General features: G+C 64.5%; 16 protein-coding genes. 8 read left to right on the top strand and 8 right to left on the bottom strand.

Annotated features, from left to right (window positions below):
• Positions 1–87: 87 nt before the first annotated feature.
• Both NOV72_RS01025 and NOV72_RS01020 read left to right on the top strand, forming a co-directional pair.
• Complete coding sequence (locus tag NOV72_RS01025) at positions 88–801, top strand: lysophospholipid acyltransferase family protein (RefSeq protein WP_106852721.1); 714 nt, start codon at positions 88–90, stop codon at positions 799–801.
• An 87-nt stretch (positions 802–888) separates the two neighbouring features.
• The gene (locus NOV72_RS01020) at positions 889–1,821 is read left to right on the top strand and encodes a tyrosine-protein phosphatase (RefSeq protein ID WP_106852720.1); all 933 of its coding nucleotides are present in this window, start codon (positions 889–891) and stop codon (positions 1,819–1,821) included.
• A gap of 31 nt (positions 1,822–1,852) precedes the next feature.
• Here the strand turns inward: NOV72_RS01020 and NOV72_RS01015 are convergent, their stop codons facing one another.
• Positions 1,853–2,221, bottom strand: a complete 369-nt coding sequence (locus tag NOV72_RS01015) for a response regulator (protein WP_238217385.1) — start codon at positions 2,219–2,221, stop codon at positions 1,853–1,855.
• 202 nt (positions 2,222–2,423) lie between these two features.
• Positions 2,424–3,362: a pca operon transcription factor PcaQ gene (gene pcaQ, locus NOV72_RS01010; RefSeq protein WP_106852718.1), complete on the bottom strand. Its 939-nt coding sequence runs from the start codon at positions 3,360–3,362 to the stop codon at positions 2,424–2,426.
• A 115-nt stretch (positions 3,363–3,477) separates the two neighbouring features.
• On the opposite strand from pcaQ, the gene pcaH reads away from it, so the two are divergent.
• The 3 genes from pcaH to NOV72_RS00995 all read left to right on the top strand — a co-directional run bounded on the left by pcaH (position 3,478) and on the right by NOV72_RS00995 (position 5,188).
• Positions 3,478–4,179 (top strand): protocatechuate 3,4-dioxygenase subunit beta, encoded by a 702-nt coding sequence (gene pcaH / locus NOV72_RS01005; protein WP_106852717.1) that lies wholly within the window; start codon positions 3,478–3,480, stop codon positions 4,177–4,179.
• A 6-nt stretch (positions 4,180–4,185) separates the two neighbouring features.
• Positions 4,186–4,794 carry a protocatechuate 3,4-dioxygenase subunit alpha gene (gene pcaG / locus NOV72_RS01000; protein WP_106852716.1) on the top strand — a complete coding sequence of 203 codons (609 nt, stop codon included), beginning with the start codon at positions 4,186–4,188 and terminating at the stop codon, positions 4,792–4,794.
• An 88-nt stretch (positions 4,795–4,882) separates the two neighbouring features.
• Positions 4,883–5,188, top strand: a complete 306-nt coding sequence (locus tag NOV72_RS00995) for a DUF2288 domain-containing protein (protein ID WP_106852715.1) — start codon at positions 4,883–4,885, stop codon at positions 5,186–5,188.
• A gap of 15 nt (positions 5,189–5,203) precedes the next feature.
• On the opposite strand, the gene NOV72_RS00990 is transcribed toward NOV72_RS00995, so the two are convergent.
• Entirely contained in the window at positions 5,204–6,292 is a 1,089-nt protein-coding gene (locus NOV72_RS00990; RefSeq protein WP_106852714.1) for an AI-2E family transporter, read from the bottom strand.
• A 178-nt stretch (positions 6,293–6,470) separates the two neighbouring features.
• Here NOV72_RS00990 and NOV72_RS00985 point away from each other — a divergent pair, with 178 nt between their 5' ends.
• Complete coding sequence (locus NOV72_RS00985) at positions 6,471–6,998, top strand: OmpA family protein (RefSeq protein WP_106852713.1); 528 nt, start codon at positions 6,471–6,473, stop codon at positions 6,996–6,998.
• Here the strand turns inward: NOV72_RS00985 and NOV72_RS00980 are convergent.
• The 3 genes from NOV72_RS00980 to NOV72_RS00970 are packed head-to-tail and all read right to left on the bottom strand — an operon-like array spanning position 6,988 to position 11,801.
• Entirely contained in the window at positions 6,988–8,991 is a 2,004-nt protein-coding gene (locus tag NOV72_RS00980) for an acetyl/propionyl/methylcrotonyl-CoA carboxylase subunit alpha (protein WP_106852712.1), read from the bottom strand. The genes NOV72_RS00985 and NOV72_RS00980 overlap by 11 nt on opposite strands.
• Before the next feature lie 10 nt (positions 8,992–9,001).
• On the bottom strand, positions 9,002–10,609 hold the full coding sequence (locus NOV72_RS00975; RefSeq protein ID WP_106852711.1) for a carboxyl transferase domain-containing protein: 1,608 nt from the start codon (positions 10,607–10,609) through the stop codon (positions 9,002–9,004).
• Between the two features lie 10 nt (positions 10,610–10,619).
• Positions 10,620–11,801, bottom strand: a complete 1,182-nt coding sequence (locus NOV72_RS00970; RefSeq protein WP_106852710.1) for an isovaleryl-CoA dehydrogenase — start codon at positions 11,799–11,801, stop codon at positions 10,620–10,622.
• A 162-nt stretch (positions 11,802–11,963) separates the two neighbouring features.
• Between NOV72_RS00970 and NOV72_RS00965 the strand changes: the two genes are divergently transcribed.
• Positions 11,964–12,698: a TetR/AcrR family transcriptional regulator gene (locus tag NOV72_RS00965; protein ID WP_106852709.1), complete on the top strand. Its 735-nt coding sequence runs from the start codon at positions 11,964–11,966 to the stop codon at positions 12,696–12,698.
• Here the strand turns inward: NOV72_RS00965 and NOV72_RS00960 are convergent.
• A complete protein-coding gene (locus tag NOV72_RS00960) occupies positions 12,685–13,581 on the bottom strand; it encodes an aminomethyltransferase (RefSeq protein WP_106852708.1) in 897 nt (298 codons plus the stop codon). The two genes, NOV72_RS00965 and NOV72_RS00960, sit on opposite strands and share 14 nt — an antisense overlap.
• A gap of 86 nt (positions 13,582–13,667) precedes the next feature.
• Entirely contained in the window at positions 13,668–14,357 is a 690-nt protein-coding gene (locus tag NOV72_RS00955; RefSeq protein WP_106852707.1) for a TetR/AcrR family transcriptional regulator, read from the bottom strand.
• Positions 14,358–14,476: 119 nt separating this feature from the next.
• Here NOV72_RS00955 and NOV72_RS00950 point away from each other — a divergent pair, with 119 nt between their 5' ends.
• Complete coding sequence (locus NOV72_RS00950) at positions 14,477–16,003, top strand: MDR family MFS transporter (protein ID WP_181290785.1); 1,527 nt, start codon at positions 14,477–14,479, stop codon at positions 16,001–16,003.
• Positions 16,004–16,183: the final 180 nt, after the last annotated feature.

Below are 16,183 nucleotides of genomic sequence, written 5' to 3'. Positions count from 1 at the left end.
GCAATGCCCGTCCGGCGCGTTTCGCCCGATACGCTATGCTTGCGGATTCCGCCGTTCGTCATCCACCTGTCATCTTCACGAATCCCGATGCGACGCACCCTCGTCAAGTGGCTCTTTGCAACCTATCTGCTCGGCAGCGGCATTGTCTGGTCGATCCTGATCCTGCCGCTGTTTCCGTTCGTCGGCCGCAACGGGCGATACGGGCTCGCGAAGCTCTGGTGCCGCGCGGTCGTCGGGATGATGCGTGTCATCACCGGCGTCACGTGCTCGGTCGAAGGACTGGAGCATCTGCCCGACGGGCCGTGCATCATCCTGTCGCGGCACGAATCCACGTGGGAAACGCTGACGTTCATGGCGCTCTTTCCGCGGCGCATCAGTTTCGTGTTCAAGCACGAGCTCATGAACATTCCGTTCTTCGGCTGGGTGCTGCGCGGCCTCGACATGGTGAGTCTCGATCGCGGCTCGATCCGTCAGGCGCACGCCGCCGTGACCCGCGAGTGCGCGGCGCGGCTGAAAAAAGGCGATTCGGTGGTGATCTTTCCGGAAGGCACGCGCGTCGCGCACGATGCGCCGCTCAAACTTGCTTCAGGCGGCGTGCGCCTCGCCTGCGCGACGAAGGTGCCGGTCGTGCCCGTCGTCCATGACGCGGGCAAGGTCTGGCCCGCGAAGGGCTGGCCGGATCGCGGCGGACATATCCGCGTCATCGTCACGCCTTGCCTGCCGCTCGATTGCGACATTCCGCAGGAGTTGAACCGCCTCGCGCAACAACAGATGGATGTCGCGTTGGCTGAATTGCGCTAAATCTTTCGCTATTTTTTGCCGGGTTCTGCAATAAAACCTTCACATGGCGTCCGTAGCATTCCCGTTCCTTACAGAACGAGGTAAAAAATGCTGCATCAGTCAGAGTCGTCGCGAGTCGTGTTGTCCAGCCGCCGTCAATTTCTCAGGCAAGCCGCCGGCGCGCTGTTGATGCCCGTTGCTGGCAGTGCGCTGCTCGCCGGTTGCGGCGGCGGCGGAAGCGACAGCCCGGCGGGAATCGACTCGTCCACCAATGCCCGCATTGCGGCCGCGCCGCGTCTCGCGTCGGTGGACAATTTCCGCGACATCGCCGGCGCCGACGCCGCATCCGTCTACAAGACCTCGTCGGGCCAGATGCTGCGCCGTGGCGTGTTCTTCCGCGCCAATGCGCTGAGCCCGTCCGCCGCGGATCTGGCGACGCTCGCCACGCTCGATATCCACGCGATCTACGACCTGCGCACGCCTTCGGAGATCACGAAGCAGCCGGACGCCACGCTGAACGGCGCGACGTGGATCAACTTCAATCTCGTCGGCACCGATTCCCCCGGCATGCCGACGATCAACACCGCAGCCGACGCCATCGCGATGATGGAAAACGGCGAACGCCAGATGGTGCTGGACGCGGGCTATCGCCAGCGCCTCGCGCAGCTTTTCACGGCGATGGCGAACGGTCAGAACGCGCAGCTCTACCACTGCTCGGCGGGCAAGGACCGCACGGGCTGGGTGACGGCCGTGCTGCTGAGTCTGGTCGACGTGCCGCAGAGCGTGATCATGCAGGATTACCTGCTCACGAACACGTACACCGCCGCCGATATCGCCGCGCAGTACGCCGGGATGGCCAAGGCCTACGGTCAGGCTTACGCCGATGCGTACTATCCGGTTCTCGGCGTGCAGGCGAGCTTCCTTCAGGCGGGTCTCGACCAGGCGGCGCAGTCTTATGGCTCGATGGCGGCCTATATCACGAACGGACTGGCCTTGAGCGCGGCCGTGCAGTCGCAACTGCGCGCGAAGCTGCTGAGCTGAAGGGCCGTTGACGGGCGGAGGCGCTGCGCGCTCAATACAGCGGCCGCTTCTTCGCGGCGCACAGGCGATTGACCGCGGAGATCAGCGTCTCCATATCGACGGGCTTGCGCAGATATCCGTCGTAGCTCACGAAAGCCGGCGGATTCGGATGCCCGGAAATCATCAGAAAAGGAATGTGCGCGAGCGCCGTATCGTTCTTCATCGTCTGGCAGAGGAGCGCGCCGCCCAGGCCCGGCATCATCCAGTCCGACACGACGATGTCCACCCGCTGTTCCCCGAGAATCGATAACGCGCCGTTGCCGTCGAACGCGCACAAGACGGTGCAGTCCTCGCCTTGCATGCAGAGGGTCCAGGCTTCGATGGTGGCGGGGTCGTCATCGACGAGCAGTACGGTCTTCATCTTGCGAACATGTTCGAGTGCGGCGCGTGCGTGCGGCGGGACGTCCACGACAGAGGCGGCGGACAACCTCGGATGTGACCGCCGCCAAGGCCGTTTGTTGCAGTCACTTCGTAGCCGCCGCTTTTGTCATAGTATTTCTTTCGCGCGAAATCTGCGCGGTAAATGCTCCTTCAGCAACTTGCGAGCCGCCCGGCGCCGCCGGTCATTTGCGCCCGGCGCGTGAACGGCCGGCTTCGCGCAGCGCATCGACGAGCGTTTCCTCCACCGGCGTGCGCGCGGCGTCGTTGCGGCGGATCAGGCCGATGGGTTCGTCGGTGCCGGCGAAGGGCATCGGCAGCGCGGTCAGCAATCCGAGCGCGATATCCTGCTCGACCGCGCCGGCGGGCACGAACCACACGGCGTCGTTGTTCATCGCGAGCGAGCGCCCAAGCGACACCGACAAGGTTTCGACGAGCGCCGTCAACGCATGCGCGCCGAACGCCGTCAGCACGCTTTCAGCCGATTGACGAATCAACGTGCCGAACGGCGGCACGACGATCACGAAGCGCGCGAGCAAAGCAGGCGTGAGCGGCGTTTCGAGCGTCAGCGGATGCTCACGGCGCACGACCACCGCGAGCGGCTCGCGATAGATCTGCTCGAACGAAAGCCCGTGCATCGCCTCCGGCTCCGACAGCCGCCCGACGACGAGATCGACGTCGCCCGCCTTCAGCTTTTCCAGCAGCAGCGCGTTCGAATCCGTCCACACGGACAGCGACACCGCCGGCCACTGCTGCCGGAACGCCATCAGCGCGGGCGACAGGAGCACGGGCGCGACCGTCGGCAAAATGCCGATCGCAATGGTTCCGGGCACGTCGCCGCGTTCGCGCAGGAGCATGTCGACGCCCTCGCGCAAGGACGCGACACACGCGCTCGCATGCGGCGCGAAAAGCCGTCCTTCGCGCGTGGGCACCGCGCCGCGACGCCCGCGCTCGAAGAGCCGCACGCCTAGAATGGATTCGAGTTCGCCGATCGTCTTGGAAACGGCGGGCTGCGTGATCGACAGGCTGTCGGCGGCGCGCTGCACGCTGCCGAGCTGCGTGACGGCGAGAAAACACTGCAAATGCCGGAACTTGACGCGGGTGTTGGTGAAGTCGGTATCCATGAAGATCCGTTATGCAAGATGACACAAAACGTCATTTTCCATAACTTGAGTCGTTCTATAAAGTACCCATCAGAAACATCCTATTCAACATCCACAAATACAGGAGACAGTCGACATGACCTCCCCCATCCTCACACCGCGCGACTGGGAATCGCATCCCGCGTATCTGTCGCCGGGCTACAAGTCGTCGATTCTGCGCAGCCCGGGCCTGCCGCTCATTCCGCTGAAGGAAAACCTGCGCAATCGCCGCGTGCCGGTCTACGGTGCTGACGATCTGGGCGTGCTCGACAACGACCTCACCCGCAACGCCGCCAAAAACGGCGAACCGCTCGGCGAGCGCATCATCGTGACGGGCCGCGTGCTCGACGAAGGCGGCCGTCCGGTGCGCAACACGCTCGTGGAAGTGTGGCAGGCGAACGCCGCGGGCCGCTATGTCCACAAGGCCGACCAGCACGACGCGCCGCTCGACCCGAACTTTCTCGGCGCGGGCCGCTGCCTCACCGACGACGAAGGCCGCTATCGCTTCATGACGATCAAGCCGGGCGCGTATCCGTGGGGCAATCACCCTAACGCGTGGCGTCCGCAGCACATCCACTTCTCGCTCTTCGGCGAATACTTCGGCTCGCGCCTCGTCACGCAGATGTACTTCCCCGGCGATCCGCTGCTCGACCTCGATCCGATCTATCAGGGCATTCCCGAGCACGCGCGCAAGCGTCTCGTCTCGTCCTTCTCGATCGACACGACGCAGGAAAACTACGCGCTCGGCTACGAATTCAATATCGTGCTGCGCGGCCCGGATCAAACGCCGACGGAGTAATCGAACATGACCACGCTGAAACAGACCCCTTCGCAGACCGTCGGACCGTACTTCGCTTACGGCCTGGTTCCCGAGCAATACAACTTCGATCTGAAGAGCCTCTTCACCGCGTCGGCGGCGGATCGTGAAGTGCCCGGCGAGCATATCGCCGTCGTCGGCAACGTGTTCGACGCCGAAGGCAAGCCCGTCAACGACGCTCTGATCGAAGTCGCCCAGGCCGATGCGAACGGCCGCTATGTGCAGAGCGTGCAGGAAGCGCGCGAGTCGGGCTTTCGCGGCTTTGCCCGCGTGGGCACGGGCACGGATCCGAAGCTGCGCTTCATCGTCGATACGGTGAAGCCGGGCGCCACCGCCGACGATTCCGCGCCGCACCTCGACGTCATCGTGCTGATGCGCGGCATGCTGCTGCACAGCTATACGCGCATCTACTTCGAGGACGAAACCGAAGCCAACGCGAAGGACACCGTGCTGCAAAGCGTGCCGGCCGAGCGCCGTCATACGCTGATCGCGAAGCGCGAGGCGGGCGCGGCGGCCAAGCCGGGTTCGTCGGGCACGATCTACCGCTTCGACATCCATCTGCGCGGCCCGAACGAGACGGTATTTTTCGACCTGTAAAGTTTCTCGCGGCAGTTGCTTCAAACGAAAGGCGTCCGGCACTGCGCTATAGTGTCGGACGCCTTTGGTCTTTTCTCCGCTTTCTCCCATGTCCGACGCTCCCACGCCCAGCCCGCTCTACGTCAAGCTCCTCGGTGAAACCGCCCAGATCGGCTGGTCCGAACTGGAGCGCTTCTTCGCGCAGGGCAAGCTCATCTGGGTGAAGGGCGATCTCGATCTCGTGAGCGTCGCGGAAAGCCTCGCCACCGATGACACGCAACAGGTCACGCAATGGCTCTCCGCCGGGCTGATCGAACGCATGCAGGGGGAGACGGCCGCCGATCTCGCCGCGCGCGATCCGGAATTGTGGGCGGTCGTCCTCTCGCCGTGGGTCTGCGTGCAGGAACGCGGGTGATTCTCGGCTGAATCGCTAGCTGCGCTCGATGACGTAATCGGTCCACAGCACGACGAGAATCGTCATCAGCGCCGGGCCGATGAAAAGCCCGATCAACCCGAACGTCTCCGCGCCGCCGAGAATGCCGAACAGCACGAGCAGGAACGGCAGCCGCGCCGATCCGCCGATCAGCACCGGCCTCACGAAGTGCTCGGCCACGAACACGACGATCATCCCGAACACGGCGACGCATGCCGCCGCGATCATCGAGCCTTGTGCAAGCAGCCATAGCGCCGAACCGAGAAACACGATCGGCGCGCAGAACGGCAGCATCGCCGCGATGGCGGTCAGCATGCCGAGCAACGTGGCGTGCGGCACGCCCGTCACGGCATAGGCGATCCCGAGCAGCGCGCCCTCTCCCAGCCCGACGACGACGAGTCCGACCACCGTGCTGCGCACCGATTCGGCCATGCGCCGCACGAGCGCGGCGCCATCCGGACCGAACGCGCGGCGCGAACCCGCGAGCAGTTGTTCGCCTAACTTCGAGCCGGCCAGAAACACGAAGAAGAGCGTCATCAGCATGAAGCCGAAGACGACGATTCCGTGCAGCACGCGCCCGCCGAGGTGCCGCGTCATCGCGACGACGGTCGCGCTGTGCAGGTTCTTCACCGCAGGCGATGCTTCGAGCGGCGTCGCCAGATTCTCCTGCCACCAGCGCCCGACCTGCTGCGAACCCATCGGCAGATGCTCGATGAACGCGGGCATCGGAATGCCGGTGCGCAACACCTCGTGGAACCAGCGCAGCATGTCGCGCGCTTCGTTCGCCGTCTGCGCCGCGACGATCAAGAACGGCACGACGAACAGCAGGCCGATCGCCGCCGTCAGCAGGACCGCGAGCACGTTGTGATGGTGTTTGAAGACCGGTCGCCGTTCGAGCCAGCCGAATGCGGGCCATAGTGCGATCGAGATCACGCCCGCCCAGACGACCGCCGGAATGAATGCGCGCGCGGTATAGATCGCGACCAGCACGAGCACCGAATAGAGCACCGCCGACGCCGTGCGCTGCATCTTGCGGATGCGCTCGGAGGCGTCCGGTGTCGGGCCGTTGCGCGGTTGGATCGGCATGAATGAGTGGTCCTTCGTCGTGATGTGCGATTGTCGGCGAAAGATGAATCGCTCGCCAGCATCGTGAACACGCACGAATCATTCCACTCGATGCGCACAGTCATGCAACTTAATTTACAAAAGACGCGTTTCGCGCTCCCTATAATCGAGATTCGGCATCGACGCAGGAAACTTGCAAATGAAGGAAATCGCCTCGCGCGCAACGGCTGGCGCATGCTTGTCGCTCATGCTGTTCGCCGGATGTTCCGCGGGCCTCAACCGGTCGAAGGAAGATCAGTTGAACGCGCAAACCGGCATCACCATGTTGCCGGTCAAAGGCGGCGTGGAGATACGGCTGCCGGAAGCGCCGCTTTTCGATACCGACGAATCCGCCATTCGCGCGGGCTATTCGCCGATGCTCGACCGCGCCGCTACGGTGCTGAAGCGCAGCATGCGGCCGATTCTGATCGAAGGCCACACGGACAATCAGGGCACGCTGGCCTATAACCGCACGCTTTCGGAGGCGCGCGCTCAGGCGGTGGGGCGGGCGCTGATCGCGCGCGGCGTGCCCGCCGAGCGTATCGCGACGAAAGGCATGGCGTGGCTGCGGCCCATCGCCAGCAACGACACGGCGCAAGGGCGCGCGCTGAATCGCCGTGTGGAGATTCTGGTGCGCGCCGAGAGCGAAGAGACGCTGCTCGGCACGCCCGCGAAGGTCAAGCGCTAGCCGCCTGCTCGGCCTCCAGAACGAGCAACTGCGATCCATCGGCGACCTGATCGCCGACTTCGAACAGAATCTCGCCGACCTTGCCCGACGAAGGCGCGACGATCGTGTGCTCCATCTTCATCGCTTCCATCACCATCAGCGGTGCCCCCTTCTCCACCGTCGTGCCCGTCTCCACCAGCACCGCGATCACCTTGCCGGGCATCGGCGCGGTCAGCCGGCCTTCGTGCTCGGCGTCGCCCGCATGGGCCATCAGGTTCTGCCACTCGAACTGGAACGCCGCGCCTTCGTGGAAGACGTGAAAGACATCGCCGTCGGTGAAGACGTGGCCTTTGATCAAGGCATCGTCGAGCTGGACCGCGAATGACGTTTCGCCGCTGTGCGTCCAGTCGAAGCGCGCGCTTTCATCGTTGAGCGTGAGACGCTTCTCGCCGTTCTTCGTGTAGACGACTTTCAGTGCGTCGTCCGTATCGAGCGCGCGCCAGTTCAAGTCCTGGCTGTAGCCGCCCGCCATGCGCCAGTGCGACAACGCATCCCACGGCGACCGGCCGTGCGCCTCGCCGCCCTCGCGCGTGAGCAGCGCCGCGCACGCGAGCGCCAACCCCTTGTTGCGCGAAACGTGACTGGGCGCAAAGAGCGCATCGTGATGACGCTCGATGAGACCCGTGTCGAGATCGCCCGACGAGAACGGCTCGCTCTTCACGATGCGCTGCAAGAACTCGACGTTCGTCGACAACCCGACGATCTCGCATTCCGCCAGCGCGCGCGCCATGCGCGCCAGCGCGTCGCGACGGTCGCGTCCATGCACGATCAGCTTCGCGATCATCGGATCGTAGAACGGCGTGATCGCGTCGCCCTGACGCACGCCGCTGTCCACGCGCACGTCGCCGTCGATCGAGAACTCCACTGCGTGCGGCATGCGCACGTGCTTGAGCGTGCCCGTCGACGGCAGGAAGCCGCGCGACGGATTCTCCGCGTAGATGCGCGCCTCGATCGCGTGGCCGTGCACTTTCAGTTGATCTTGCCGCAAAGGCAGCGGTTCGCCCGCCGCCACGCGCAGTTGCCATTCGACGAGATCGAGGCCGGTCACCATCTCCGTCACCGGATGCTCGACCTGAAGACGCGTGTTCATCTCCATGAAGTAGAACTGGCCGTCCTGCGTCATGATGAACTCGACCGTGCCCGCGCCGACGTAATTCACCGCGCGCGCCGCCGCGACCGCCGCTTCGCCCATCGCGCGGCGGGTTTCGTCGTGGAGACCCGGCGCGGGCGCTTCTTCCAGCACCTTCTGATGACGACGCTGCACGGAACAGTCGCGATCGAACAGATAGACCGCGTTGCCGTGCTTGTCGGCGAACACCTGCACTTCGACGTGACGCGGACGCAGCAGATACTTTTCGATCAGCACGCGGTCGTTGCCGAAGCTCGACGCCGCCTCGCGCTTGCACGACGCGAGCGCCGCCGCGAAATCCCCGCTCTTCTCGACGACGCGCATGCCCTTGCCGCCGCCGCCCGCGCTCGCTTTCAGCAGCACCGGATAGCCGATGCGATCCGCTTCGCGCTGAAGCAGCGAAGGGTCTTGATCGTCGCCGTGATAACCCGGCACGAGCGGCACGGACGCGGATTGCATCAGCGCTTTCGCGGCCGCCTTGGAACCCATCGCGCGAATCGCGTCCACGGGCGGTCCGATGAAAACGATCCCCGTCTGCTCGCACGCATTGGCGAATGCTTCGTTCTCCGACAGAAATCCGTAGCCCGGATGAATGGCCTGCGCGCCGGTCTTCTTCGCCGCATCGACGATGCGCTCGATGCGCAGATAACTTTCCGCTGCCGCCGATCCGCCGACGTGCACCGCTTCATCGCAGACATCGACATGCTTGGCTTTCGCATCGGCATCCGAATAGACGGCGACGCTGCCGACGTTCAGGCGCTTCGCCGTCGCCGCGACACGGCACGCGATCTCGCCGCGATTCGCAATCAGTATTTTGTTGAACATGGCTTTCCCGTTACATCCGGAACACGCCGAAGCGCGTTTCTTCGATAGGTGCGTTCATCGTCGCGGCGAGGCCGAGGCCCAGCACGTCGCGTGTCTGCGCGGGATCGATCACGCCGTCGTCCCACAGACGCGCGCTCGCGTAGTACGGATGCCCTTGCGCTTCGTACTGATCGCGGATCGGCGCCTTGAACGCTTCCTCTTCTTCCGCGCTCCACGCACCGCCTTTCTTCTCGATGCCGTCGCGCCGCACGGTCGCGAGCACGGACGCGGCCTGCTCGCCGCCCATCACCGAGATGCGCGCGTTCGGCCACATCCACAGGAAACGCGGCGAATACGCGCGGCCGCACATGCCGTAATTGCCCGCGCCGAACGAGCCGCCGATGATCACCGTGAACTTCGGCACCTTCGCCGTGGCCACCGCCGTCACCATCTTCGCGCCATTGCGCGCGATGCCTTCGTTCTCGTACTTCCGGCCGACCATGAAGCCCGTGATGTTCTGCAGGAACACGAGCGGAATCTTGCGTTGCGCGCACAGTTCGATGAAATGCGCCCCCTTCAATGCCGATTCGCTGAAGAGAATGCCGTTGTTCGCGACGATGCCGACCGGATGCCCCCAGATATGCGCGAAGCCGCAGACGAGCGTCGTGCCGTAGCGCGCCTTGAATTCGTCGAACGCGGAATCGTCGACGATGCGCGCGATCACTTCGCGCACGTCGAAGGGCTTGCGCGTATCGACGGGAATCACGCCGTAGACGCTTTGCAGGTCGTGGCGCGGCGGCAGCGGTTCTTTCAAGGCGAGCGTCGGCGTCTTCACGCGATTCAGATTGCCGACGATGCTGCGCGCGATGCCGAGCGCATGCGCATCGTTCTGCGCGAGATGATCGGCGACGCCGGAAAGACGCGTATGCACGTCGCCGCCGCCGAGGTCTTCGGCGCTGACTTCTTCGCCCGTCGCGGCTTTCACCAGGGGCGGGCCGCCCAGAAAAATCGTGCCCTGATTCTTGACGATGATCGACTCGTCGCTCATCGCGGGCACATACGCGCCGCCGGCCGTGCACGAGCCCATCACCACGGCGATCTGCGCGATGCCCTGCGCCGACATGTTCGCCTGGTTGTAGAAGATGCGGCCGAAGTGATCGCGGTCGGGGAACACGTCGTCCTGATTCGGCAGGTTCGCGCCGCCGGAATCGACGAGATACACGCACGGCAGACGGTTCTGCTCCGCGATTTCCTGCGCGCGCAAATGCTTCTTCACCGTGACGGGATAATACGTGCCGCCCTTCACGGTCGCGTCGTTGCACACGACGACGCACTCCTGCCCCGCAATGCGGCCGATGCCCGTGATGATGCCCGCGCCGGGCGCGTCGTCGTTATACATGCCGTACGCGGCGAGTTGCGACAGTTCGAGAAACGGCGTGCCCGGATCGAGCAGTTGCGCGATGCGGTCGCGCGGCAGCAGCTTGTTGCGCGACACGTGCCGGTCGCGCGCCGCCTGTCCGCCGCCTTCCGCGATCTTCGCGACTTTCTCCTTGAGGTCCGCGACGAGCGCTTCGAGCGCGGCCGCGTTCGTGCGGAATTCCTCGCCGCGCGGATTCAGTTTCGATTCGATGATCGTCATGACGCGCGCCTCAAGCCGTCTCGGCGAACAGTTCGCGGCCGATCAGCATGCGGCGGATTTCGCTCGTGCCCGCGCCGATTTCATAGAGCTTCGCATCGCGCCACAGCCGGCCGACCGGATATTCGTTGATGTAGCCGTTGCCGCCGAGCACCTGAATCGCTTCGCCGGCCATCCACGTGGCCTTCTCCGCGGTGTAGAGAATGACGCCCGCGCAGTCCTTGCGCACCTGGCGCACGTGACCCGAGCCGAGCGTGTCGAGCTGGCGGCCGACCGCGTACAGATACGCGCGGCAGGCTTGCAGCGTCGAGTACATGTCGGCGACCTTGCCCTGAATGAGCTGGAATTCGCCGATCGCCTGGCCGAACTGCTTGCGGTCGTGGATATACGGCACGACCGCGTCCATGCACGCGAGCATGATGCCGGTCGGGCCTCCCGCGAGCACCGCGCGTTCGTAGTCGAGCCCGCTCATCAGCACCTTCGTGCCGCCGTTCAACTGGCCGAGGATGTTTTCCTTCGGCACTTCGACGTTCTCGAACACCAGTTCGCCGGTATGCGAGCCGCGCATGCCGAGCTTGTCGAGCTTCTGCGCGACGGAAAAGCCCTTCATGCCCTTCTCGACGATGAACGCCGTGATGCCGCGCGGACCGGCTTCGATGTCCGTCTTCGCGTAGACGACGAGCGTGTCGCAGTCCGGGCCGTTGGTGATCCACATCTTCGTGCCGTTGAGCACGTAATGGTCGCCTTTTTCCTGGGCGCGCAGCTTCATGCTGACGACGTCCGACCCCGCGTTCGGCTCGCTCATCGCGAGTGCGCCGATATGCTCGCCGGAGACCAGCTTCGGCAGATACTTCCGCTTTTGCCCTTCCGTGCCGTTGCGATGAATCTGGTTGACGCACAGATTCGAATGCGCGCCATACGACAGCCCGACCGACGCCGACGCCCGCGAAATCTCTTCCATTGCGACCATGTGCGCGGTGTAGCCCATGTTCGCGCCGCCGTATTCCTCGGAGACGGTCATGCCGAGCACGCCGAGATCGCCGAACTTCTTCCAGAGATCCATAGGAAACTGGTCGCTATGGTCGATTTCGCCCGCGCGCGGCGCGATTTCCTTCGCCGCGAAATTGGCGAGCGAGTCGCGCAGCATGTCGATTTCTTCGCCCAACGCGAAATTCAGTCCGGGTACGTTGCTCATGAGTCGTCTCCTCCAGATGCGATGTTTTCGGCGCGCCCTGAAATTTGAGTTTCACTCACACAGGGCTGCAAACCACGGGATGGGGCAATTTCACGCTCAAATCGGCTAGCAGTCAATAGGTTTTTGAGCTATGCTCACATTTATTTCCGACGCATTTCCGTCATGTCCACGCAATCCAGCACCAGCCGCCGCACGCCGGCGGGCGTCAAATCGCAGCAGCGCGTGAAGGACATTCTCCAGGCGGGCCGCGACGTCTTCGCCGAGAAAGGCTACGACGCCGCCACGAGCGCCGAGATCGCGCAGCGCGCGGGCATCTCGGAAGCCACCGTGTTCAGCTATTTCAGCGGCAAGCGCGAGTTGTGCGCGCGCGTGATCGCCGATTGGTACGACGAGATCATCGACGCCTTCGAAAGCGGCCTGCCGCGCGACGGCTCGGTGCGCCAGCAGTTCGCGTTCATCGTCCGGACGCACATGCGGCTCATGCTGATGAACGGCACGGGGCTGTGCGCGCTCGTGCTGTCGGAAGGCCGCAGCAAGCAGCACGATCTCTCGGACACGCTGACGGAATTGCAGCGCCGTTACACCGCGCCGCTGATGGACGTGCTTGCACGCGGCCAGACGCTCGGCCACGTGCGCGGCGACATGCCGCTGCGCCTGTTGCGCTCGCTCGTATTCGGCCCGATGGAGCACGTGCTGTGGGACGCGACGCTCGCGAAGCGCCGTCTGAGTCAGACTCAGATCGAGACGACGGCGAACGAACTGGTGGAAGTATTGTGGACGGCGCTGCAGCCGCCGAATGCCCAACTGGCGGCGCTCGCGCAGTTCCGGCAAGACGTGGAGGAGGCATCGCGGCGCTTCGAAGCGAGCGCCGCGCGCGCGAAACCTACTTCTTTATGAAGCGCAGCGCGAAGCGCGCGAGCTTCGGCACGGTGACCGGGCGCAGCAGCCGCGCGTCGTAACCGCCCATGCGGCGGTCGTTTTCGGTGAGACAGAGTTGGATCAGCGAGCGCGCCGATACATCGCTCGCCACCGAATCGCCGACATTCGCCGGAAAGTTCACGTCCTGCGCGGCGCCGCTGTTGTCGAAACCGCGCGCGAGCGAGATGCGGTCGCGAACCAGCGAAAACCAGACGCTTGCGGTCTTCGCCAGAAACCACGGCTTGCGATACCACGGCAGGCTGCGCCGATACCACGCGACCCAGTTCGCGAAGAACAGAATGTGGCGCGCTTCCTCCTGAATGACCGGCTCGAAGGTCTCGACGAGCGCCTCAGGGAAGTATCCCGATTGCCGCGCCGCCTCGAACAGCCCGAACGCGAAGAAACTGTCGATGCACTCGCTGTAGCCGGTCAGCATCCAAGCGCGCAGCGGATCGGCGGGCGCGGGATACGCCGGCTCCGGCGCGAGCGCGATGCCGTACGCCTCGACCAGCTTCGACAGCACGAGCTTGTGGCGCGCCTCTTCGCCGCCGTTCATGCGCAAGGCTTCCCGCAGTTGCGCGTCCGCGACGGTGGCCGCGTAGGTTGCGACGCGAATCGACGCGCGCCCTTCGGTCTGCACGGCGATATCCCAGATCGGCAGCGAAGTCACGCGCTTCAACGCAGCGGGATCGAGCTTCGGCCAGTCGATGACGGCGGGCTTGTACGGATTGTGCGTCGTCAGCAGCATCTCGCAGAACATTCGCTTGTGCAGATCCGAACCGATCGGAATCTTCCCCGACGACCGGTACGTCCAGTTGCGCATCGCATGATCTGCTTCGACTGTGTTGAGCGTATCGGACATATTCGAATATTGGCCGCCGATTGGGTACGTCCTGCGGATTCTGGCATACGGGACGCTGACTCGCAGCATCGCGCGCCGTTTTTCGCTCAAGCGGGCTGAATTCCCCTCATCAACAATGCGACGACGTGCCGCGCGAGCTGCTCCGCGCTGACGCTCCGGCTCCCTTCCCCGCGCCAGCGCACCGTCGCGAGCGGAAACACCGTCAGCCCGAACAGCGACGCGAACACGAGCGACGGCTCCAGCGACGGATTCAGCTTCCCTTCCCGCTGCCATCCGGCGATGCGCTCGATCGCGTGATCCTTGTGTGCGTCGCCGAAGCGCTCGGCCATGCGCTGACGCAGCAGTCCGCCCTCGCTGATCATCTCGCGCACCCACAGCGCCGCGAACCACGGATATTTGTCGACGGTCGCAACCAGCGTTTCCACGAAGGCGCGCAAGGTATCGACGGGCTCCGAATCGGGATCGTTGAACACGCGCGCGAGTTCGACTCGCAGCGGCACGAAACGCTCGTCGATCAGCATGTCGAGCAACTGATCGCGCGTCTTGAAGTAGTAGTGGACCATCGCGGGCGTCACGCCCGCCTCGCGCGCGATCGCGCCCAGCGTGGTTTCACCGATGCCCTGCCGCGCGAACAATTCCAGCGCGATATCCAGCAACTGCTCGCGGGCCTGCTCGCCGTGCGCGCCGCTCGGGCGGCCGGGGCGGCGTCCGGGTTTCTTCCGTGATTCGGGGCGGGCGGACGCGCCCGCGCCGGTTTCTAGCACATCGTCTGACATATAAGAATTTGACGAGAGTTCATCCGTCGACTATATTAACTTCCATGTTAATTAATTACAATCCGTCTGTTCCGCCGGGCCGCCCGCCCGGACGCGGATTCGTAAAACCGACCCTCAATATGACATCTTTGCACCAAACCGCCGCTGCGGGCGCGCAAGCGTCCGACGAAACCGGCATCGCAGCGAAACCGCCCATCGGGCTGCTGTTCACGGCGCTCCTGCTCGTGATGCTGCTCGGCGCGCTCGACCAGACCATCGTCTCGACGGCGCTGCCGACCATCGTCGGCGATCTCGGCGGGCTCGAAAACCTCTCGTGGGTCGTCACGTCCTACCTGCTTTCGTCGACGATCGTGGTGCCGCTCTACGGCAAGTTCGGCGACCAGTTCGGCCGCAAGGCCGTGCTCCAGGCGTCGATCCTGATCTTTCTCGCCGGCTCGATCCTCTGCGGCGGCGCGCAGAACATGACGCAACTGATCGCGTTGCGCGCGCTGCAAGGGCTCGGCGGCGGCGGACTCATGGTCATCACGATGGCCGCCATCGCCGACGTCATCCCGCCCGCCGAACGCGGCCGTTATCAGGGCCTGTTCGGCGGCGTGTACGGCCTGGCGACGGTCGTCGGCCCGCTGCTCGGCGGCTTTCTCGTCGAGCATCTTTCGTGGCGCTGGATCTTCTACATCAACCTGCCGCTCGGCCTGATCGCGCTCGCCGTGATCCAGCTCGTGTTCAAGCCGCACAGCGCGCACGTGAATCATCGCGTCGACTTCATGGGCGCGGGCTTTCTCGCCGCGTCGCTCACCTGCATCATCCTGTTCACGAGCGAAGGCGGGACGCTGCTGCCTTGGACCTCGCCGCAGCTCTGGGGCACGCTGCTGCTCGGGCTCGTGTGCATCGGCGGCTTCATTTACGAAGAGCGCATCGCCGCCGAGCCGATCATGCCGCTCTCCCTCTTCAAGGAGCGCACTTTCGTGCTGGCGGGGCTGATCGGCTTCATCGTCGGATGCGCGCTGTTCGGCGCCGTCACGTTCCTGCCGCTTTATTTGCAGGTCGTGAAGGGCTCGACGCCGTCGCAGGCCGGCCTGCAGATCACGCCGATGATGGGCGGCGTGCTGCTGTCGTCGATCGTGAGCGGGCGCATCATCAGCAAGATCGGCAAGTATCGCTTCTTCCCGATCATGGGCACGGCGCTCGTTTCGGCCGCGATGCTGCTGCTCTCCACGCTCGACCTCGACACGCCGCTCGCGCTCATGAACGTCTACATGGCGCTGCTCGGCCTCGGGCTCGGCATGGTGATGCAGGTGCTCGTGCTCGCGGTGCAGAACGTCGTCGAATTCCGTCTGATGGGCGTGGCGACCTCCAGCGCGACGCTGTTCCGCTCGATCGGCGGCTCGGTCGGCGTCGCGGCGTTCGGCGCGATCTTTTCAAACAGCCTTCATGCGCGCCTCGAAACGCTGATGCCGCCCGGCACCGAACTGCCGCAATCGCTCGGACCGCAGGCGGTCGCGCATCTGTCGCCCGCGCTGCACGACGAATATCTGCACGCATTCGCGGGCTCGATGCATACGGTCTATCTGGTCGCCGCGTGCGTGGCGCTCGTCGCGTTCGCGCTCTCGTGGTTCCTGAAAGACCATCCGCTCAGAAAGCGCTGAAACGAGGAAAGTCTCTAAAGCCGCGGCTATCGGGGCTTTTACTAGCTCCCGAACTATTTTGGCTTGGTAACCTTCTGCCGATTCTGAGCGGACACGATCCGCGGAATGCCCATGTTCCGGCGCCCATCGACGCGCCGGACGCCCGGATACGAGACCTTTCGGGCTGAACTGACCACCCTT

Origin of the sequence: Caballeronia novacaledonica (assembly GCF_900258035.1) — a bacterium.
GTDB lineage: Bacteria > Pseudomonadota > Gammaproteobacteria > Burkholderiales > Burkholderiaceae > Caballeronia > Caballeronia novacaledonica.
This window is presented reverse-complemented; position numbering and strand designations above follow the sequence as displayed.